The organism is Rhizobium sp. BK312 (assembly GCF_014193605.1).
Lineage (GTDB): Bacteria > Pseudomonadota > Alphaproteobacteria > Rhizobiales > Rhizobiaceae > Rhizobium.
Window position 1 is genome coordinate 222336 of sequence record NZ_JACHZP010000001.1, and the last position, 19296, is coordinate 241631.

At 60.0% G+C, this 19296-nt stretch carries 16 protein-coding genes; 10 read left to right on the forward strand and 6 right to left on the reverse strand.

Annotated features, from left to right (window positions below):
• Positions 1 to 20 precede the first annotated feature (20 nt).
• From fumC to FHT85_RS01080, 3 genes are all read left to right on the forward strand, one after another.
• Positions 21 to 1412, forward strand: coding sequence for a class II fumarate hydratase (fumC, locus tag FHT85_RS01070; protein WP_112411883.1), 1392 nt, complete (start codon positions 21 to 23; stop codon positions 1410 to 1412).
• A gap of 361 nt (positions 1413 to 1773) precedes the next feature.
• Positions 1774 to 3381 (forward strand): fumarate hydratase, encoded by a 1608-nt coding sequence (locus FHT85_RS01075; protein WP_112334687.1) that lies wholly within the window; start codon positions 1774 to 1776, stop codon positions 3379 to 3381.
• Between the two features lie 197 nt (positions 3382 to 3578).
• Complete coding sequence (locus FHT85_RS01080) at positions 3579 to 4646, forward strand: GGDEF domain-containing protein (RefSeq protein ID WP_112411882.1); 1068 nt, start codon at positions 3579 to 3581, stop codon at positions 4644 to 4646.
• A 55-nt stretch (positions 4647 to 4701) separates the two neighbouring features.
• Here the strand turns inward: FHT85_RS01080 and FHT85_RS01085 are convergent, their stop codons facing one another.
• The gene (locus FHT85_RS01085; RefSeq protein ID WP_112411881.1) at positions 4702 to 5310 is read right to left on the reverse strand and encodes a pyridoxamine 5'-phosphate oxidase family protein; all 609 of its coding nucleotides are present in this window, start codon (positions 5308 to 5310) and stop codon (positions 4702 to 4704) included.
• 56 nt (positions 5311 to 5366) lie between these two features.
• Positions 5367 to 6332, reverse strand: a complete 966-nt coding sequence (locus FHT85_RS01090; protein WP_112411880.1) for an alpha/beta hydrolase — start codon at positions 6330 to 6332, stop codon at positions 5367 to 5369.
• A 45-nt stretch (positions 6333 to 6377) separates the two neighbouring features.
• Here FHT85_RS01090 and FHT85_RS01095 point away from each other — a divergent pair, with 45 nt between their 5' ends.
• Positions 6378 to 6863 (forward strand): MarR family winged helix-turn-helix transcriptional regulator, encoded by a 486-nt coding sequence (locus tag FHT85_RS01095; protein WP_112411879.1) that lies wholly within the window; start codon positions 6378 to 6380, stop codon positions 6861 to 6863.
• Here FHT85_RS01095 and FHT85_RS01100 read toward each other — a convergent pair.
• Together FHT85_RS01100 and FHT85_RS01105 are read right to left on the reverse strand one after the other, a co-directional pair.
• Positions 6857 to 8056 carry a low temperature requirement protein A gene (locus FHT85_RS01100; protein WP_112334682.1) on the reverse strand — a complete coding sequence of 400 codons (1200 nt, stop codon included), beginning with the start codon at positions 8054 to 8056 and terminating at the stop codon, positions 6857 to 6859. The genes FHT85_RS01095 and FHT85_RS01100 overlap by 7 nt on opposite strands.
• Positions 8057 to 8087: 31 nt before the next feature.
• Entirely contained in the window at positions 8088 to 8462 is a 375-nt protein-coding gene (locus FHT85_RS01105; RefSeq protein WP_112334830.1) for a gamma-butyrobetaine hydroxylase-like domain-containing protein, read from the reverse strand.
• Positions 8463 to 8595: 133 nt separating this feature from the next.
• Here FHT85_RS01105 and moaA point away from each other — a divergent pair, with 133 nt between their 5' ends.
• Positions 8596 to 9645, forward strand: coding sequence for a GTP 3',8-cyclase MoaA (gene moaA / locus FHT85_RS01110; protein WP_112411878.1), 1050 nt, complete (start codon positions 8596 to 8598; stop codon positions 9643 to 9645).
• A 21-nt stretch (positions 9646 to 9666) separates the two neighbouring features.
• The gene (locus tag FHT85_RS01115) at positions 9667 to 10419 is read left to right on the forward strand and encodes an MBL fold metallo-hydrolase (RefSeq protein WP_112411877.1); all 753 of its coding nucleotides are present in this window, start codon (positions 9667 to 9669) and stop codon (positions 10417 to 10419) included.
• A 104-nt stretch (positions 10420 to 10523) separates the two neighbouring features.
• Here FHT85_RS01115 and FHT85_RS01120 read toward each other — a convergent pair whose 3' ends face one another.
• Positions 10524 to 13073 (reverse strand): methyl-accepting chemotaxis protein, encoded by a 2550-nt coding sequence (locus FHT85_RS01120; RefSeq protein WP_112411876.1) that lies wholly within the window; start codon positions 13071 to 13073, stop codon positions 10524 to 10526.
• A 354-nt stretch (positions 13074 to 13427) separates the two neighbouring features.
• On the opposite strand from FHT85_RS01120, the gene FHT85_RS01125 reads away from it, so the two are divergent.
• From FHT85_RS01125 to mobB, 3 genes are read left to right on the forward strand one after another with little or no spacing between them, the layout of a single operon-like run.
• Positions 13428 to 14339: a DMT family transporter gene (locus FHT85_RS01125; RefSeq protein WP_112411958.1), complete on the forward strand. Its 912-nt coding sequence runs from the start codon at positions 13428 to 13430 to the stop codon at positions 14337 to 14339.
• Positions 14340 to 14349: 10 nt separating this feature from the next.
• A complete protein-coding gene (gene mobA, locus FHT85_RS01130; RefSeq protein WP_112411875.1) occupies positions 14350 to 15000 on the forward strand; it encodes a molybdenum cofactor guanylyltransferase MobA in 651 nt (216 codons plus the stop codon).
• On the forward strand, positions 14997 to 15524 hold the full coding sequence (mobB, locus tag FHT85_RS01135) for a molybdopterin-guanine dinucleotide biosynthesis protein B (RefSeq protein ID WP_112411874.1): 528 nt from the start codon (positions 14997 to 14999) through the stop codon (positions 15522 to 15524). The genes mobA and mobB overlap by 4 nt, the downstream gene beginning before the upstream one ends.
• 53 nt (positions 15525 to 15577) lie before the next feature.
• Here mobB and FHT85_RS01140 read toward each other — a convergent pair whose 3' ends face one another.
• Entirely contained in the window at positions 15578 to 18094 is a 2517-nt protein-coding gene (locus FHT85_RS01140) for an OmpA family protein (protein ID WP_112411873.1), read from the reverse strand.
• A gap of 368 nt (positions 18095 to 18462) precedes the next feature.
• Here FHT85_RS01140 and FHT85_RS01145 point away from each other — a divergent pair, with 368 nt between their 5' ends.
• On the forward strand, positions 18463 to 19245 hold the full coding sequence (locus FHT85_RS01145) for a lysine/arginine/ornithine ABC transporter substrate-binding protein (RefSeq protein ID WP_015340138.1): 783 nt from the start codon (positions 18463 to 18465) through the stop codon (positions 19243 to 19245).
• Positions 19246 to 19296: the final 51 nt, after the last annotated feature.

The following is a 19296-nucleotide window of genomic DNA, read 5'->3' on the forward strand; positions in this document are numbered from 1 at the left end:
TGGAAAGCAGGACCAGGAAGATGACCTCCACCCGCACCGAAACCGACACATTTGGCCCGATCGAAGTCGCCAGCGACCGTTACTGGGGCGCGCAGGCGCAACGCTCGCTCGGCAATTTCAAGATCGGCTGGGAAAAGCAGCCGCTATCGGTCGTTCGCGCCCTTGGCATCGTCAAGCAGGCGGCCGCACGCGCCAACATGGAGCTCGGCCAGTTGGATCCGACCCTCGGCAAAGCGATCGTTGCGGCGGCGCAGGAAGTCATCGACGGAAAACTCAATGAGCATTTTCCGCTTGTGGTCTGGCAGACCGGCTCGGGCACGCAATCGAACATGAATGCCAACGAGGTGATCTCCAACCGCGCGATCGAGATGCTCGGCGGCGTCATGGGCTCGAAAAAGCCGGTCCACCCCAATGATCATGTGAACATGAGCCAATCGTCGAACGACACCTATCCGACGGCCATGCACATCGCCTGCGCCGAGCAGATCGTCCATCACCTGCTGCCGGCCCTGCGGCATTTGCATGCGGCTTTGGAAAAGAAGGTCGCCGATTTCGCCCATATCATCAAGATCGGCCGCACTCACACGCAGGATGCAACGCCGCTGACGCTCGGCCAGGAATTTTCCGGCTATGCCGCCCAGGTCGCCTCCTCGATCAAGCGCATCGAGCTGACATTGCCGGGGCTTTGCGAACTCGCCCAGGGCGGCACGGCGGTCGGAACCGGGCTCAATGCGCCGATCGGCTTTGCCGAGAAGGTCGCCGACGAGATCGCCAAAATTACCGACCTACCCTTCGTTACTGCACCGAACAAGTTCGAAGCGCTGGCGGCCCATGACTCGATGGTCTTCAGCCACGGCGCCATCAATGCCGCCGCAGCGGCGCTGTTCAAGATCGCCAACGACATCCGCCTGCTCGGCTCCGGTCCGCGCTCGGGCCTTGGGGAACTCTCACTGCCGGAGAACGAGCCAGGCTCGTCGATCATGCCGGGCAAGGTCAATCCGACACAGTGCGAAGCACTGACGCAGGTCTGCATTCACATCTTCGGCAACAACGCCGCGCTGACCTTTGCCGGCAGCCAGGGCCATTTCGAGCTTAACGTCTACAATCCGATGATGGCCTATAATTTCCTGCAGTCTGTGCAGTTGCTCGGCGACGCCGCAGTCTCCTTCACGGATAATTGCGTCGTCGGCATCGAGGCGCGCAAGGACAACATCAAGGCCGGTCTCGAACGTTCGTTGATGCTGGTGACGGCGCTCGCCCCGAAGATCGGCTACGACAACGCCGCCAAGATCGCCAAGACGGCCCATAAGAACGGCACGACCCTGAAGGAAGAAGCGCTGGCAAGCGGATTGGTGTCTTCGGAAGAATATGACGCCATCGTCCGCCCGGAAACGATGATCGGCCCGAAGTGACATCACTGGACGGTGATCGTCCGGGCATGTTCTCCGATGTTGCAGCCGTGTGCATGGCCCCTCACCCCAACCCTCTCCCCGCATTGCGGGGAGAGGGAGTTGATCATGCGACATCAGCAGCCTTAGTAGGTGCCGCAAACACAGAATAGGTCCCCTCTCCCCGCAATGCGGGGAGAGGGCTAGGGTGAGGGGCCGGGCACAAGGTTTCGCCATCGGAAGACCCACCTGACCTGAGTATGCCCAATCAACGAACCCCACTTTGAAGTTTCAACTTATCAGCCAAACAATTGCTTTTGCCTCAAGCCGGATTTAGATCGTCTCCAAACATCTTCCCCGCCATCCGGCTTGAAAGGTTTCCCACATGGCTGACGATCTATTTCCCCTCGGCGACGACACGACCCCCTACCGCAAGATTTCGGGCGACTATGTTTCCGTCGACACCTTCAAGGGCCAGGAAATCCTGACCGTCGATCCAGAGGGCATCCGTCTCCTTGCCGAAACGGCTTTCGCCGATATCAATCACCTGCTGCGCCCCGGTCACCTGAAGCAGCTTGCCTCGATCCTTGAAGACCCTGAAGCCACCGACAACGACCGCTTCGTCGCCTATGATCTGCTGAAGAATGCCAATATTGCCGCCGGCGGCGTGCTTCCGATGTGCCAGGATACCGGCACCGCCATCATCATGGGCAAGAAAGGCCGCCGCGTCTGGACCGAAGGCGGCGACAGTGCAGCGCTCGCCAAGGGCGTGCTCGACGCCTACGAGAAGAAGAACCTGCGCTATTCGCAACTCGCACCGATCAAGATGTTCGAGGAAAAGAACACTAGGAACAACTTGCCCGCACAGATCGATATCTACGAGGAAGGCACCGACGCCTACGAGTTCCTCTTCGTCGCGAAGGGCGGCGGCTCGGCCAACAAGACGTTCCTCTATCAGGGCACGCCATCGCTGCTGACCCACGACCGCATGCTGGACTTCCTGAAGGAAAAGATCTTGACGCTCGGCACGGCGGCCTGTCCGCCCTACCATCTCGCGATCGTCATCGGCGGCACCTCGGCCGAGATGAACCTGAAGACGGTCAAGCTCGCCTCGACGCGGTATCTCGACTGTCTTCCCACGGAAGGTTCCGAAAGCGGCCATGCCTTCCGGGATATCGAAATGGAGAAGGAGATCCATAAGCTCACGCAGAGCCTCGGCGTCGGCGCACAGTTCGGCGGCAAGTATTTCTGCCATGACGTCCGCGTCATCCGCCTGCCCCGTCATGGCGCATCGCTGCCGATCGGCCTCGGCGTCTCCTGTTCCGCCGACCGCCAGGCGAAGGGCAAGATCACGCGCGACGGCATCTTCATCGAACAGCTGGAGACCGACCCGTCCAAGTACATGCCGGAGATCGACGAAGCCAAGCTCTCGGAATCCATGGTCCGCATCGATCTCAACCGGCCGATGGCGGATATCCTGGCAGAACTGTCCGCACATCCCGTCAAGACGCGCCTGTCGCTTACCGGCACCATCATCGTCGCGCGCGACCTTGCCCACGCCAAGATCCGCGAGCGCCTGGAAAAGGGCGAAGGCATGCCGGAATACCTGAAGAACCATCCGGTCTATTATGCCGGGCCGGCAAAGACTCCAGCCGGCTATGCCTCCGGTTCGTTCGGCCCGACGACCGCAGGCCGCATGGACAGTTACGTCGACCAGTTCCAATCCTTCGGCGGTTCCATGGTGATGCTCGCCAAGGGCAACCGCTCGCGTACCGTACGGGAAGCCTGCAAGACATATGGCGGCTTCTACCTCGGTTCGATCGGCGGGCCGGCTGCCCGCCTTGCCCAGGATTGCATCAAGAAGGTGGAGGTACTCGAATATCCGGAACTTGGCATGGAAGCGGTCTGGAAGATCGAGGTCGAAGATTTTCCCGCCTTTATCGTCATTGACGACAAGGGCAATGATTTCTTTCAGGAACTTAACCTTGGATAGAATAGCTGTTTTGAATTGAGCATATCAAAAGGGGCGCATCGGCGCCCCTTTCTGTAAAACCCTCTTCAATTGTATTATTTTTGAATAAAACCATAGTGACAGGGGATTTTTCATAACCATACTCTTAATATTTTCTCAAAGAATCTTTGCATAGATAAAGAAGAGTTTTAACAAATACATTATTACGGAGCTCACCGATGAGTACGGCGATTGCGCCAAAGGCGCAAATTCCCGACGTGGCAGGGCAAATTACCTACGCCATGCGATCCATGGGGGTCGCACCTATTCCGCGCAATTACGAACTTTTCTACGAAGCTTATATCGGCTCCAATCCCACTCTTACGCGTGAACTGGCAGCTCTGGGCAAAAACGCCACCCAGGAGGAACTGGACGCGATCGGCGCCAAGTATTTTCCGCATCATGCGGCTCGCGTCTTCGATGAAGCGCATACCCGCCTCGCCTCCGAACTCGATGCCGTCCTGCGCGCCCTGCGTCAGGAACAGACAACACTCGAAAGCTATAACCGCCTGCTCGGCGAAACCAGTGAAAGCATAACCTCCAGAAGCCACAACAGCGCCGAACTGCTACGCAGCGCCATTGATATGCTCGCCACAGCAACCGGCGATACGATGGCTCACGGTGAAAAGACCGTCGAGCATGTCGTGGAGCGCAGCCAGGAAATGGATCTGGTCCGCAAAGAGCTGGACGAATACAAGCGCATCGCCAACACCGATTCGCTAACCCGGCTTTCCAACCGCCGCGCCTTCGAGGACCGGCTGATCTCCATCTTCGACAACCAGCTTACCCGGCCGACGACCGCTCTGGTTCTTGCCGATATCGATCACTTCAAGCGGGTCAACGACACGTTCGGCCACCCGGTCGGCGACAAGATTCTCGCCACCGTCGCCTCCATCATCCGCGCCAATGTACGTCGCGACGTCTTCGTCGCCCGCGTCGGAGGCGAGGAATTCGCTCTCATTCTGGAAGCCACCAGCATCGAGGAAGTTACGACGGTATGCGAACGGATACGTCGCACCCTCGAAGCGACGCCGTTCAAGAATTCGCGCACCGGGGTCGACTATGGTCCGATCACCCTCTCCCTCGGCATCTGTATGGCTTCGGAAGCAGCCGATTCCGGGGAGCTGTATAACAAGGCCGATCTGGCGCTTTACTGCGCCAAGAATGCCGGCCGCAATTGCAGCAGCGTCTATCAGAATGGCATGCAGAAGGATTTCACCAAAAGTTGGCTCATCTACAAGAATTAGAAGCGAAGCCAACCAACCGCCGGCGCTTGCTTTCCCAGGCATGCCGGCGGCTTGCTTACCAGAGTGTCTTGGCCGCCCGTACGGGCGCCTCGCGATCATAAGTCTCCTGATCGAAATCGGCCTTCGCCGCCTTCAGCATCATACCCGGCGATGGCAGGCTTGCCGGATCGACGAACCGTTCCACATTCCACAGCTCGGCCCTCATAACCGCCCGCGCACACTGGAAATAGACTTCCTCGATCGTAATCACGACAACGCAGCGCGGATGCTTGCCATCCATCTCGAAACTGTCGAGCAAGGCCGGGTCGATCGAGACGACTGCCCGACCATTGAGCCGCATCGTCGTATTCGATCCCGGGATGAGAAACATCAGCGCTATGCGCGGATCGCGAACGATATTCGCAAGAGAGTCGACGCGGTTGTTGCCGCGCCAATCCGGCAGATGCAGGGTCTTCTCATCCTCCACGCGAACGACTCCACCCAAGTCACCACGCGGTGAGCAATCAAGCCCCTCAGACCCGACCGTTGCCAGCGCCATGAAGGGCGATGCTTCGATCATTCGGCGATAAAGCGGTGTCAGAACGCTCGTGACCTTGGTGATCGACGCCTCGCCGGCGTCGCCATAGAGCTGCTTCAGTTCCTCGACGGATGTGACGATGTGCATGCGGCCTCACGCTTCTCTGTGGTAATCCACTCGGATCCGGCGCGGCACAGCCACTATTATGACGAGCGACGCAGCGGAGTTCGGTAGAACGATAACACTGTCCCGTCATGATTTTCGAGCGGATTTTCCTCTTGGAGGTCTTTAGCGAGGAAGTCCTTGATAGCCTCAAGCACGGGTGCGGCGCTGACGATTCGCCGATGCCCGAAGCCATTGGCCCAGAAGAGACGGACATGCGCGCCCTCAGCGGCGTAGCTGCGCGCATGCTCAGGACTCACTTCCTTGTCGTCCTCGGCGTGGATGACGAGAACCGGCCGGCTCGGATCGAGCCGGTCGCGCTTCTGGTCATAGGAAGCAAGTGTCCTTCCTGTTACCAGGCGAACCTCGTCTTCCAAGGCCGCCTGCGTCGCTGGTCCGAGCCGCATCAGGCGGCCGAAATCCTTGAACAGCCAGCCCATGGCGCTCGGCGCACCGATCAGCACCAGCTTGCTCGGCCGAAGCGGCTCGATATCAGGCAGAAAACCCGCGGATGCCAGTGCGAGAGATGCGCCGCCGAAGGAATGTCCGATGGCGGCATCGAAGGCTCCGAAACGGGCCGAGGCCGCGGCAATGGCGGAGATGGCCAAACGCACATTCAGGAACCGCCCGCCCGAGCGCCCATGCCCGGGAAGATCAAGCGAGATCACCTCCGCTCCATCGTCGGCAAGGAATGCAGCCAGTTCGGACATGTATTCACTGCTGGAACCCCAGCCATGGACCACGAGATAGCGTCTGCGCAGCCCCTTGGCTCCGCCGTTGAAGCGGTAAGCCATGGCGCGGCCGCCCGGAAACGGCAGCATCACCTGCTCCACTGCAAGGAGACGCTGCCTGCCCTCCATATACGCAGACTTGGCCTTCGAGCCGCGCGGTCGACGCGATGGCGTCAGACAGAAAAGCCGGAAAGCTGCCTTGCCGGCGAGCCGCGGAGACAGCCTTTCGAGACCGGCGAGACCCGACCGGGTGACCTTGAGCGCAAAGGATGGCATAGTGGGAATCCAATAATGTTCAACTATGAACAATAAAGTACAACGATGAACAAAAATCAATCCCTTCCCTGGGACCATCCGCGTTTTCGAAGCTGGATCGCCGTGGCGCGCGCCTGTCAGCTGATGCAACAATCACTTGGACGGGCATTGACGCATCTCGACATCAAGCCGCCGCACCTCGACATTCTCGTCAACCTGTTTCGCTTTGAAGGCATCTCCCAGCAGGAACTCGCCCGCAAGCTATTGGTCGGCCGCTCCAATATGAGCATGCTGTTGCCGCAGATGGAAAAGCGGGGACTGATCGAACGCCGCGGGGACAAGCAGGACAAGCGCGTGCTACGCCTCTATCTAACCGCAGAGGGCCGGCGCGTCACGGAAGAAGCCATGACCATCCAGACCACGCTCATCGACCGGATGCTCTCCGATGCGCCAATCGAAGAGTGCGAAGCGATCACCGTGCATATGGAACGCGTCGTCAGCCTCCTGCTACAAGAAGAACGTGAACCGCTGGAGCTCGCTGGCGATCAGTGATCGCCGGCTGAGCGTGCCGAAGGAACGACCCGGTTTAACGAGGCGAATTCCCAGATCGCAACGACGACGAGCACGGCCGTCGCCAGAATGCCGAGCTGATAGACCACGACCATCGGCAAGGTAAGCAGCAATAGCGCCAGCCCGACGAGCCCCGCCATATGTGATAGCGGCGGCCGGCCGGTGGTTACCCCTTTGAACCAGAGATTTCCAAAGAGGAAGACCGCCGGTCCGCCCAGAATGGCGGCCGCGGCATGCATATCCGCAGCATCATGCGGATGAGCAAAGAGAAATTCATCTCCGACGACGCTCAGGATAATACCGGCCAAGATCGGAATATGCGCATAGGTGAATGCCTGCCTAGCGAGGCTGCCGGGCGTGTCGTCATGCTCGATGCGATGGGCGGCCCTTTCATGACCAAACTGAAAGTAAATCCACCACAGAGCAACCGTGCCGACGAAGGCGGTGACGAACACCGCGACGATCAAGGGCGTCACCGGCTGCTCGGCAAAGGTCTTGCCGGCCTGCAGCACCGCCTCGCCGAGACAGATGATGATGAATAGCGCGCAACGTTCGGCCAGATGCGCGCCTGACACATTCCAGTCCGCCGTCGTCGATTTGCCAAGCCCAGGTACTCGAAAGCCGAGCGCCGGGGCCGAATATTCGATGACGAGGGCGATCAGCCAAAGCACAATACGAGCCTCGCCCTCAACCAGCGCGCCTGATATCCAGAAGATGCCGGACAGGACGAGCCAGCTGGTGATGCGCAGGAAGTTGCGATGGTTGGCCGCGCTGGCATTCTTGAGGGCGTAGACTGTGAACAGCGAGCGGCCTACCTGCATGAAGACGTAGGCGCCGGCAAAGAAAATCGCCTTCTCGCCGAAGGCCTCAGGGATGGCAGCGGAAAGGATAAGTCCCGCAAACATCAGCGTAAACAGCATGATACGCACCGGCATGCGATCGGGATCGAGCCAGTTCGTCACCCACGCCGTGAAAACCCAGACCCACCACACCGCAAAGATCAGCATGATGGCCTCGAGCGCCCCCAGTGGGGTGAAATGCTCGGCCAATGCATGCGCAAGCTGCGAGATCGAGAAAACGAAGACCAGATCGAAAAACAGCTCGACGAAGGAAACCTTGCTCTCGTTCTTGCTACCCTTGGCGCGAAGCCAGTTTTCCCTACCCCCAAGGATCATGCTTGCGTCCCCTGTTCGTTACTGGAGTTTGCTAATGCGGCTTTCCAACCGGGTCGCGGCTGAGACCCTTTTCCTTCAACTCAGCCTCATAGGCCGCGAAAAGCTCCTGGCCCTTTTCTCCAAGCTCGCGCAGATAGGACCATGTGAAAATGCCGGTATCGTGCATGTCGTCGAACCCGATGCGAACGGCATAGTTGCCAGTCGGCGTCATCGACATGATGCCGACGTTGCGCTTGCCCGGTACGGTAACCTTCTGTCCCGGTCCATGTCCCTGGACCTCCGCGGAGGGAGACAGCACCCGCAGCATCTCCGCCGGCAAGTCGAAGCTCGCGCCATTATCGAACGTCACCATGAGGTGACGGCGATCCTTCGAGACCCGTAATTCGGTCGGCCAAACGTCACTCATCGATTTTTCCATGCCTTTCAATGTGTTTTCGAGAATTATGCCGCTACACGTTCACACGCAAGCATAATTGAAAGGCATTTTCCTTGACGCAACAATCGCCTATGCACACATTAGCAGTGTGATGGAGATTTGAGTGAATAGCATTGTCGGTACGATAGGCGGCGCCTCGCCGCTGGCAGCGGATAGAAGCCCGATGATTGATCCTTTCGGGCGCTCGGTCACCTATTTGCGCGTTTCCGTCACCGACCGCTGCGATTTCCGCTGCACCTATTGCATGGCCGAGCACATGACCTTCCTGCCCAAGAAGGATCTTTTGACGCTCGAAGAACTCGACCGGCTCTGTTCCGCCTTCATCGCCAAGGGCGTGCGCAAGATCAGGCTCACCGGCGGCGAACCTCTGGTGCGCAAGAACATCATGTTTCTGGTCCGCAAGCTCGGTGAGAGCGTGAAAAATGGCGCGCTTGACGAATTGACCCTGACGACAAACGGCTCGCAGCTTGCCCGCCATGCCGAAGAGCTTTACGATAGCGGCGTCCGGCGCATCAACGTGTCGCTCGATACACTGGATCCCGATAAATTCCGCACGATCACCCGCTGGGGAGATTTCTCCAAGGTGATGGAAGGCATCGACGCAGCGCAGAAGGCCGGCCTGAAGATCAAGCTCAATGCCGTCGCGCTCAAAGGCTTCAACGATACCGAAATTCCCGACCTGCTACGGTTCGCGCATGGTCGCGGCATGGACCTGACCGTCATCGAGACCATGCCCATGGGCGAGATCGACGAAGACCGCACCGACCAGTATCTCCCGCTCTCCCAGTTGCGCACCGATCTCGAGGGTCAGTTCACGCTGACAGACATTCCCTACCAGACGGGCGGCCCTGCCCGTTACGTCCAAGTCGCCGAAACCGGCGGTCGCCTCGGCTTCATCACGCCCATGACCCATAATTTCTGCGAGAGCTGCAATCGCGTAAGGCTCACCTGCACGGGCACGCTCTATATGTGCCTCGGGCAAAACGACGCCGCCGACCTGCGCACGGCGTTGCGCGCAAGCGAGGATGACGCCCTACTCCATGCAGCGATAGACGAAGCCATCACCCGCAAGCCGAAAGGTCATGATTTCATCATCGACCGCACGCACAACCGTCCGGCAGTCGGCCGCCACATGAGCGTCACCGGCGGCTAAATCCCACCGAGAACATCAAATATGCAGCTTGAGCTTATTCGCAATGCGACGCTGAAGGTCACGTATGGCGGCCATATTCTGCTGATCGACCCTTACTTTGCACCGCGCCACAGTCTCCCGTCCTTCACAGGCCGCTCTCCCAATCCGATGACGGAACTGCCGCGTTCCATCGACGACATTCTCCAGGGTGTCGAGCTGGTGATCGTATCGCATCTGCATACCGATCATTTCGATGCCGTGGCGAAGGAGCGCGTGCCGAAAACCCTGCCGATCCTTTGCCAACCCGGTGACGAAGGACGTATCCGTGACGCTGGCTTCACAAACGTCACCCCGCTTGCGCAATCGATCACTTGGCAAGGGCTGACAATCACGCCGCGGCAGGGCAGCCACGGCGTTGGACCAGTGGTGGAAAAAATGGGGCCGGTCATCGGCCTCACGCTGGAAGCTGCCGGCGAACCTACCGTCTATTGGGCTGGCGATACCGTGCTTTACCCGCCGGTCGCCGAAACGATCCGCGAATTCTCCCCCGATATCATCGTCACCCATTCCTGCGGCGCCCGTTGGGATGGCGACCTGATCGTCATGGACGACAAACAGACGCTTGAAGTCAGCCGCCTCGCCCCGGAAGCGACCATCGTCGCAACTCATATGGAAGCACTCGATCACGCGACCGTCACGCGCCAGGATCTTCGCCAAACCGCAGAGGCAGGCGGTCTCGGTCCCTCGCGGCTGCTCATTCCCGTCGATGGCGAGACGCTCCATCTCGGTCGGTAATTCGTTCGCAATTCATCCAGTCGCGATAGCAAGCTTCAATCGAAAAGCGCCGAGCATTGGTCCGGCGCTTTTCGATTCATGATGGTCTTTCTATCGATGCAGCCTTACGCAGCGCGGTAACGTGCATCCGCACTGCCATAGCTCGCATGCTCCGCCTCGCCATCGCCGGTGCGGAAGCGATCGATCTTTTCCGAAAGCATATCCACGCGCTGGCGCAGGCCGTGGATCTCCGCATTGTTCTCCTCGACCATCGCCGCGTTCCGCTGCGTGATCAGCTCGACTTCCGAAACCGCGCGGGTGACTTCCTCGATACCGGTCGATTGCTCTGTCGTTGCAGAGGAAATATCGGCAACAAGCCTCTGAACGCCGGTGATGTGGTTGATGATCTCGGTCAGGGCCGCGCCGGTCTGCTCGACCAGATGAACGCCGTTCCGCACCTGGGTGGAGCTTGCGGAAATCAAGCCCTTGATCTCCTTCGCCGCATTGGCACACCGTTGCGCAAGTTCACGCACCTCCTGAGCGACAACAGCAAAGCCGCGGCCGGCCTCACCGGCACGGGCTGCCTCGACACCGGCATTCAGAGCAAGGAGGTTAGTCTGGAAGGCGATCTCGTCGATGACCCCGATGATAGTGGCGATCTTCTCCGACGAACGGTTGATCTCGCTCATGGCGCCCACAGCCTTGGCGACGACTTCGCCCGATTGGGTCGCATAGGCCTGCGTCTCGTTGACGGAGGTCGCCGTTTGCCGTGCACGATCGGCGGTCGAGCGCACGACGTCGCTGAGGCGATGCAGTGCCCGCGAGCTTTCCTCAAGGGCGGCAGCCTGCTGCTCGGTGCGCCGAGCGAGGTCGTCGGCCGACATGGCAAGATTGCCGGTGCCGCCCTTGATCTCCTCTGCCGTGTAGCGAACGTCCGTCAGGGTCTCACGCAGCGCCTCGACCGCGTGGTTGTAGGTGAAGGCCATTTCCACGAAGTCAGCCGAAAGGTCCTCGCGCATGCCTTCTTCCAGATTGCCGTCGGCAAGCTTGGCGAGAACGTCGGCCAGCGCATTGAGTGCCTGCTTCTGCTCGGCTTCAATGCGGGCACGCTCGGCGGCGCGACGGGCAGCCTCTTCCGCAGAGAGCGCACGGGCGCTTTCGGCTTCCCGCTCCAGCCGGACATTTTCAAGCGCGGCATCGCGAAAGACGCTGACGGAGCGTACCATGTCGCCGATCTCATCGCCGCGATTGCGGCCGTCGATCGCGACTTCCAGGTCGCCGCTTGCAAGGCGCGTCATCACGTCGGCAACGCGCTTCAGTGGACCGCGCAGGGTTTCCACGAGCATGAGGCCGCCGATGATGGCAAGCAGCGTGCCGACGATCATGGCGATGACCGAGACGTTGGCCGAACGCTCGCTATCTTCCTTGCCAAGTTCCTGTGCCTGAGCAACGAAGCCACGCAGCGAGGTCATCGCATCGGCGAGCAAGGTGTTGGACTGAACACGCGTCGTCTTCCAGTCGGCTGCCGTCTGCAGCAGATCGGCCGATCCATTGGTCAAGCCCTCGATCAGCGGCTTCATGTGAGCCGCAAAATCACGCATGGTGGCGTTGGTCGGGCCGAGCTCCGAAATCCTTGCAGCTATGCTCTGCAGATCCTTGAGATCCGCAAGAACCGGTTCGCGGGAGGCTGCATCGCGAACGTTTTCCATGCGCGAGGCATGCAATATCAGGCGATCGACGAGACTAAGCGCCTCATCGACATGATCCAGAAGCTCCTTTTGGCCATCGATGATCTTATCGAGGCTGACGAAGCGATCGGCGGCGGTATCGCTGTTCTTGGCCGACTGCAGGGTCATCTCGCCTTCGATCTTCACAAAGCTCTGCAAGATCGGCCCCATCGCCTCGACCTTCTGGTCCGGCGTGCCGGAGCTCTTCAATACCGCATCGAGCTTGTCGGCCGCATCGGAGGCATTGGCGACGAGGCTGGCGCCGCGCTTGGAAACCAGTGCCTTCGAAATCGTCACCTGCTTCAGGATAGCGTCCGCATAGGTACGCGCGTCCGAAATCTCCTCGGTGGAGTCGGCCGCCATTTGCACTTGGATACGCAGATTGCTCATCTTCTCCGAGAGGCCCTTATAGGCCGCAGCATCGTAGAGTAGTTCCTTGGCGAAAGTTTCCTTGTCGCTGAAATCCTTGCGGATGATGTCTATCTGCTTGCCGGCGGCCTTGGCGGTCGCCTCGATGTTTTGTACGGCCTTCCGGATGGCTTCGACATCGCTATCCTGCTTCTGCCTGATGGACCAGAGCGTCGCTTCCTGCGTGCGCATCTTGGCGGCAAGCTCGGTGACCGGAATGATCTTGGCGCGCTGATCGTCACTGAGCAGCGCACTTAAGCGACGGACACCCTGTTCCTGCGCGTCGATCTTGGCGGCCAATGTCTGGCGCGTGTCATCAGAAGGTGACCCCGTGAATTCCTGCAGGGCGGCCTGAAGGTTCTCGAAATCGCTGATATTCTCGATCGTGGCGCGCGTCACGGTCATATGACCGTTCAGAATATTGGCCGTGTGATAGCCCACCAGGCCGACGCCGGCGATCAGAACCACCAGAGGCACCACGAAAATAAGGACTTTGGTGACAATCCTGCGGCCTTGCAAAAGACGATCAATGAAAAACATACGGCGCCTCAACTGGATTATTAAAAATCTCCAGCGAAGGCGGGATCGTCATTCCTGCTGCGCTGCGGTAGGTGCTTCTGCCTCATGCAAAACCGCTGTGAGCCTCTGGAAATAAGATTGAATAAGCCTTAATCGCCTGCCTAAAAGCCTCTGCAATGGCAAAAAAACTGCAACCGCTGTCTCATTCCGCGACCACAGCGCGAAAAATTACGTCGATGAATGACAAATATCCCGCAATGCACAATCGAATTTGACTGCCGCTCAAACGAATTCAACTTCGGCCGAAACACAGCCGATTCCAATTTGCTGAAAACGGCGCTAATCCAGATGGGTAATCAGGGACTCATCTTTCTCATGCGACTGACCAAGAATACGCAGGGCGCGCTCTTCATGGCGGCCTCCATGGCCGGCTTCTCCTGCAGCGATGCGCTGTCTAAGACCGTCATCGCCACGATGAATGCAGGCGAGATCATCTTCATCCGCGGCTTGTTCACGAGTTTTTTTGTGTATCTGCTTGCCCGTCGAATGGGCGCCCTGCGCAATTGGCGCGTCATCCTGCAGCCGATGATTGCGCTGCGCATCGCCTGCGAAGCTCTGGCGGCAGCGACCTACATCACCGCCCTCGGAATGATGCCCATCGCCAATGCCTCCGCTATCCAGCAGGCTGTTCCGCTTGCCGTGACGCTTGGCGCGATGATCTTCTTGAAGGAGCCAGTGGGATGGAGGCGATGGACGGCCATTGCCGTCGGCTTCATAGGCGTGCTGATCATCATCAGGCCCGGCCGTGACGGGTTCACGACGGCGGCCCTCCTTGCTATCGCCTGCATGTTTGCGACCGCCGCCCGCGATCTGGCGACACGCTGCATAGACAAGGACGTGCCGTCGCTGATGGTCACACTCTGCACCGCAATTTCCATATCCATATTCGGAGCATTGTGCATCATCCCCTTCGGCGGCTGGCAGCCGGCGAGCACAACGTCGCTCCTGCAGATCCTACTGGCCTCCGTTCTGGTGCTGATCGGCTACCAGGGCGTCATATTGGCCATGCGCTCGGGCGAAATCTCTTTCGTCGCGCCGTTCCGTTATCTCAGTCTCATCTGGTCGGCTCTGCTCGGATTGATCGCCTTCGGCGAAGTGCCAGACGGATGGTCTGTCTTCGGCGCAGCCGTTGTCATCGCCTCCGGTATCTATACTTTCTATCGCGAAAGCAGACGGCGGGCGGCCGAGCCTGTCGCGCAGGAATCAGAACCCCGCGTTCCCGCCTGAGGTCGCAATCATGTCCGACTTCATCGCCACTCCCCAAGATATTCCCGTCGTTCTGCTTGCCGGCGGCCGTTCCAGCCGCATGGGCGCCAACAAGGCCTTTGCACTGCTCGCCGGCGAAAGCTTGATCGCTCGTATCGCGTCGAAGATTGGGCAACGTCAGCTCAAACCGATCGCACTGAATGCCGATGCCGATTGGCCTGACGCCATGGGGATGCGGCTCATTCCGGATAGAATTCCCGGTAAATTAGGGCCGCTTGCAGGTGTGCTTGCTGCTTTGCAGGACGCGCAGTTGCATCACCCTGAGGCCTCGCACGTCGCCACCATCCCCATCGACACCCCCTTCTTTCCTTCCGATCTTGTCGCGCGCCTTGCCCATGTCATTCACGGCCCCGACGAGATTGCCATTGCCGCATCACTCGGTCAGGATCATCCTGTTTTCGGTCTCTGGCCCGTCTCCGCCACCGCCGATCTGGAACTATGGATCTCCTCCGACGACAAACGGCGCGTCAGGGATTTCCTCGCTCGACATAAGGTGCAGCGGGTGGAATTCCTCCCGGTCGAAACGGCAATCGGGCCTCTCGATCCCTTCTTCAACATCAATACGCCAGCCGATCTCGCCGAAGCGGAGACATGGCTGGCAGCTTTGGAAGACATGCCATGACGAAATCTCGGCCCAAAATCTTCGGCATCGCCGGCTGGAAGAATTCCGGCAAGACGGGGCTTGCGGTGAGGCTGGTCACGGAGTTCACCCAGCGCGGCTATCGCATCTCGACCATCAAGCATGCGCATCATGATTTCGATATAGACAAGGTGGGTGCCGACAGCTTTCGTCATCGCGAGGCCGGCGCGCATGAAGTCACCATCGTCTCCGGCACGCGCTATGCCATCATGCACGAATTGCGCGGCGCGCCCGAACCGAGCTTCGAAGAAATACTGGCGCGTCTCGCTCCCTGCGACCTCGTCTTGATCGAGGGTTACAAGCGCGAACCCATCCCGAAAATCGAGGCGCGCCGACTGGAGGTTAAGCGCGAACCGCTCGCCCCGCAGGACCCTCACATCGTCGCCATCGCCGCTGACCACCCTGTTGAAGACGCCGGTTCTCTTGCCGTTTTCAACCTCGACGATACGGTCGCAATTGCCGATTTCATCGCTGCAAAGGTCGGCCTCGAGGGCCCGTCGAAATGAGAAGGGCCGCCGGTTTCCCAGCGGCCCTTACTATCAAGCTACAAGCTGATCCCTTACCGGTTCGATGCGACCGGGCGCACCAGCGGCGTAATGCGGCGAATGGTGACGCGGCGGTTTTCCTGCGACGGGCCGAGCGTATTCACCTTGAGATACTGCTCGCCATAGCCCTGGGTGACCAGGTTTTCGGCAGGAATGCCGTAGACATCCGTCAGCACGTTGGCGACCGATTCCGCGCGTTGGTCCGACAGGATCAGATTGCTTTGGGCCGAACCCACCGCATCCGTATGGCCCTCGATCAGGAAGGTTTCTGTCGGATCGCGCTTGATGATCTTCAACATGCCATCGGCGACACCGCGAAGGGTGCTCGCCTGCGACATCGGAATCTCGGCGCTGCCCGTCGCGAAGGTGATCGTGTCGAGGTCGATACGGCGGATCTTGTCGCGGATACGAGCCGAATAGCGGACTTCGTTGACCGAATAGATACGCTCGACCGGCTCGACCGGCGGCTCACGCAGGAAGTCGTAGTAGTCGGCATTGCGGTTCGATGCCGTGTCGATGATGTATTGGCTCAACGGAATGAGCAGTCGCATCGGCGGCAGATCTTCACCCGGATCGCGGTAGTAGTCGTCATTGTCAGGACGATTTTCCAGTTCCGGCGAGTAGAACAACACATATTCGCGGCCGCTTGCATCGATGCGCGAGCGCTGGATTATGTCGCCGTAGCGGTTGCGGATCGTGATGACGCGATCGCCGTCGGGCTGATCGATCGTCTCGCGGTAGCGGTCACGCGGCAGTTGTTCGTAGACCGGCCGCTCACCGCCTCGAATGAAGCGCTCGCTATCATCGTGACGAACGACATAGGTGTTGTCGACGTTGACGATGGTCCGGTTGTCCTGATTGATGATGGTCTGCACCGTCGTTCCCTGTGGCGCGGCGAAGTCCGGCCGGCGGTCGATGCGACGACCCTGCTCGCTGGTTACGGCTTCCATCTTGACCGGAGGTTGCGGTTGGCCGCCGGCTGCCGCGCGCTGGGCCTCGGCATCGGAAGTCGGCGGCTTGGTGTAAGCCGGTGGCGGCTGCTGGGCCGGGGCGGTCTGGGCCTGCCCGCTCTGCGAAGCCTGACCCGCCTGTCCGCGACCACCCTGGGCGCCTGGGGCAGCGGGATTCTGCCCATTGTTTAGATGCTCACCACGACGAACCGCATCCTTCTGGCTGTCCAGAACCGCGCTTCCGTTTTCGACGGGCAGGATAACGGGACCATTGGCGGAGGCGGGATTCTCCGCGATCTTCTTACGGCGCTCCAGTTCCTGCGGCGAGACCTGCTCGGCGGGAGGCAGCTGGATTTCGCCAGCCTGCTGGCCATTGCCGTTGGCGGCGGGAGCCGCTGCACCAGCTTGAGCCGGCGTCGCGGCGCCATTGGCCGGTTGCTGCTTCCCAGGCTGCGGCGTTGCCGGGTTGCCAGCCTGTGCTGGCTGTCCTTGCGGCGTGCCCTGCTGGGCCGGCTGCTGCGGATTGGCGGCGGGCTGCTCGCCTTGTTGCTGGTTCTGCGGCTGTTTGCCGTGGGTCTTGTCCCCACCCTGCTTCTGCCCCTGCTCAGCGCCAGGGGTCGCAGGCGTTCCGGGCTGTGCCTGCGTCTGAGGCTGCGTTCCCGGCTGTACCTTATGTCCCTGAGCAGGTTCACCGGCCGGTGCCGGCTGCTGCTCGGTGGGCTGCTTTGCCGGAGCCTCGGTCTGACCTTGCAGCTTGGGTTGAGCGTTCTGTTCGGGCTGCGCCTGCTTTCCAGGCTGGGCCCCCTGATTCGGCTGTTCGCCCGCGACGGGAGCCTGCTTTTCGCCCGGAGCCGGCTGCTGCCCCTTCGAACCAGGCTTGACCTTCGGCTCCGGCTTGGCCTCCGGCTGCGCTTCCGTAGCAGGCTGCTGCTCTACCTTCGGCTGCGGCGCTTCGGCCGGCTGCTGCTTTTGCGGCTTCGGTTGCTCTTGCTCCACAGGCTGCTTGGCTTCGGGCTGCTTGACCTTCGGCTTCGGCTGCGGTGCTTCCGGCTCTGCCTGGGGAGCGACAGCCTTAGGCTGCGGTTTGGCTTCGGGCTGTGCCTGAGGCTCTTCGGCGGGTTGCTGACGTTGCTTCTTCGGAGGCTCAGGCGGCGCCTCTGCGGCCGGCTGCTGCTTCTGCGGCTTCGGCTGCCCCTGCTCCGCGGGCTGCTGATGCTCGGCCTTCGGCGGCTGCGCTTCCGGCTGTTGCTGCTTCGGCGCCTTCTGCTGCGGCTCACCCTCGGGCTCAGCCTGCTTCATCTGGTGCTGCTGCTCGCCACCACCCTGATGCTTCTGGCCCTCCCCGCCTTCGGCAGGCTTCTTGTGCTTGAGCTGCTCTTCATCGGGCTGAGCTGCCGGCGCCTCCTGCTGCGCCACCTCGAAACTTGTATCTGCGGCGGTCGCGGCTGCGCCGGCGATGCCGTTGTTCAGCGGTACGATTGGCTGTTCACGAAGGGCCGCGGCTGCTACCGGCTCGAAGGCGAGCGATAGCGAAAGCAGCGGAAACGCGGCGCTGGCAAATAGTCTGGATCGCTTTCCCATAGGGGTCTCCTCTTATGATCTTTGTCCGCCGAATTGCGAATCTGAGCGGCAAGGCGATTGCCTCAGGAACCCGGCCAATTTTCGGTTCTCATGAGGCTGAATCGCGGCAAGCCGCTATATGTTCCCGCACTATTAGGTTGCCGTAATTAACCCTGCCTGAACGCAATGGATGGCTTACATTCAGATTTGCCTGTGTAGCGCGTGCATTACGGCGGCATTGCGCAAAGGCAGATTGCCTTTGTAATTCCAGTTGCATTTTCCCAAAAAAAAGTACGAATATCGCCGCGAGGCGGGCCACCAGCCCGCTCCACTCGAGCCGTCTGCCAAAAACAATAATGGGCTGCCGGCCACCAACAGAGAGGGTCAATATGCGCATCTCCACTCGTCTTATTGCCGCCGCGTCCTTCGCCGCAATGTCGCTTGTCGCCGGTGCGGCGCTTGCCGATGGCGACACGATCGTCTTCGGCACGGACGCGACCTACCCGCCTTTCGAATCGCTTGACGCCGGCGGCAAGTTCACCGGCTTCGACATCGATATAACCAATGCGCTTTGCGATCACATGAAGGTCAAGTGCACCTTCGTGAACCAGGATTTCGACGGCATCATTCCCGCCCTGCAGGCCAAGAAGTTCGACGCGATCATCTCGTCCATGTCGATCACGCCCGAGCGCGAGAAGATCGTCGACTTCACCAACAAGATTTACAACACGCCACCGGCAATCGCCATTCCGAAGGACTCCACTCTCAAGGAAGCGACCGACGAAGCCCTGAAGGGCAAGACGATCGGCGCACAGTCCTCCACGACACATGCCAACTATGCGTCCGCCCACCTGAAGGATGCCGAGCTCAAGCTCTATCCGTCGGCTGACGAATACAAGCTCGACCTCAGCAACGGCCGTATCGATGCCGCCATCGACGACGTCGTCGTGTTGTCCGAATGGGTGAAGTCCGATGCAGGCAACTGCTGCAAGATGCTCGGTACGCTGAAAAGCGACCCGGTCATCAACGGCGTCGGTGCGGGTATCGCCATCCGCAAGGGCGATGCGGCCCTTAAAGACAAGCTGAACGCCGCGATCGCTGCGATCCGCGCTGACGGCACCTACAAGAAGATCCAGGACAAGTATTTCGATTTCGACGTCTACGGCGATTGATCGCCCGTCGATTCCCTGGGAAAAGACGACGGCGGAAGCTTGCCCTTCCGC

Coding starts and splice junctions, on each gene's coding strand:
- fumC (WP_112411883.1), top strand. CDS start 21: ATGACCTCCACCCGCACCGAAACCGACACATTTGGCCCGATCGAAGTC.
- FHT85_RS01075 (WP_112334687.1), top strand. CDS start 1,774: ATGGCTGACGATCTATTTCCCCTCGGCGACGACACGACCCCCTACCGC.
- FHT85_RS01080 (WP_112411882.1), top strand. CDS start 3,579: ATGAGTACGGCGATTGCGCCAAAGGCGCAAATTCCCGACGTGGCAGGG.
- FHT85_RS01085 (WP_112411881.1), bottom strand. CDS start 5,310: ATGCACATCGTCACATCCGTCGAGGAACTGAAGCAGCTCTATGGCGAC.
- FHT85_RS01090 (WP_112411880.1), bottom strand. CDS start 6,332: ATGCCATCCTTTGCGCTCAAGGTCACCCGGTCGGGTCTCGCCGGTCTC.
- FHT85_RS01095 (WP_112411879.1), top strand. CDS start 6,378: ATGAACAAAAATCAATCCCTTCCCTGGGACCATCCGCGTTTTCGAAGC.
- FHT85_RS01100 (WP_112334682.1), bottom strand. CDS start 8,056: ATGATCCTTGGGGGTAGGGAAAACTGGCTTCGCGCCAAGGGTAGCAAG.
- FHT85_RS01105 (WP_112334830.1), bottom strand. CDS start 8,462: ATGAGTGACGTTTGGCCGACCGAATTACGGGTCTCGAAGGATCGCCGT.
- FHT85_RS01115 (WP_112411877.1), top strand. CDS start 9,667: ATGCAGCTTGAGCTTATTCGCAATGCGACGCTGAAGGTCACGTATGGC.
- FHT85_RS01120 (WP_112411876.1), bottom strand. CDS start 13,073: ATGTTTTTCATTGATCGTCTTTTGCAAGGCCGCAGGATTGTCACCAAA.
- FHT85_RS01125 (WP_112411958.1), top strand. CDS start 13,428: ATGCGACTGACCAAGAATACGCAGGGCGCGCTCTTCATGGCGGCCTCC.
- mobA (WP_112411875.1), top strand. CDS start 14,350: ATGTCCGACTTCATCGCCACTCCCCAAGATATTCCCGTCGTTCTGCTT.
- mobB (WP_112411874.1), top strand. CDS start 14,997: ATGACGAAATCTCGGCCCAAAATCTTCGGCATCGCCGGCTGGAAGAAT.
- FHT85_RS01140 (WP_112411873.1), bottom strand. CDS start 18,094: ATGGGAAAGCGATCCAGACTATTTGCCAGCGCCGCGTTTCCGCTGCTT.
- FHT85_RS01145 (WP_015340138.1), top strand. CDS start 18,463: ATGCGCATCTCCACTCGTCTTATTGCCGCCGCGTCCTTCGCCGCAATG.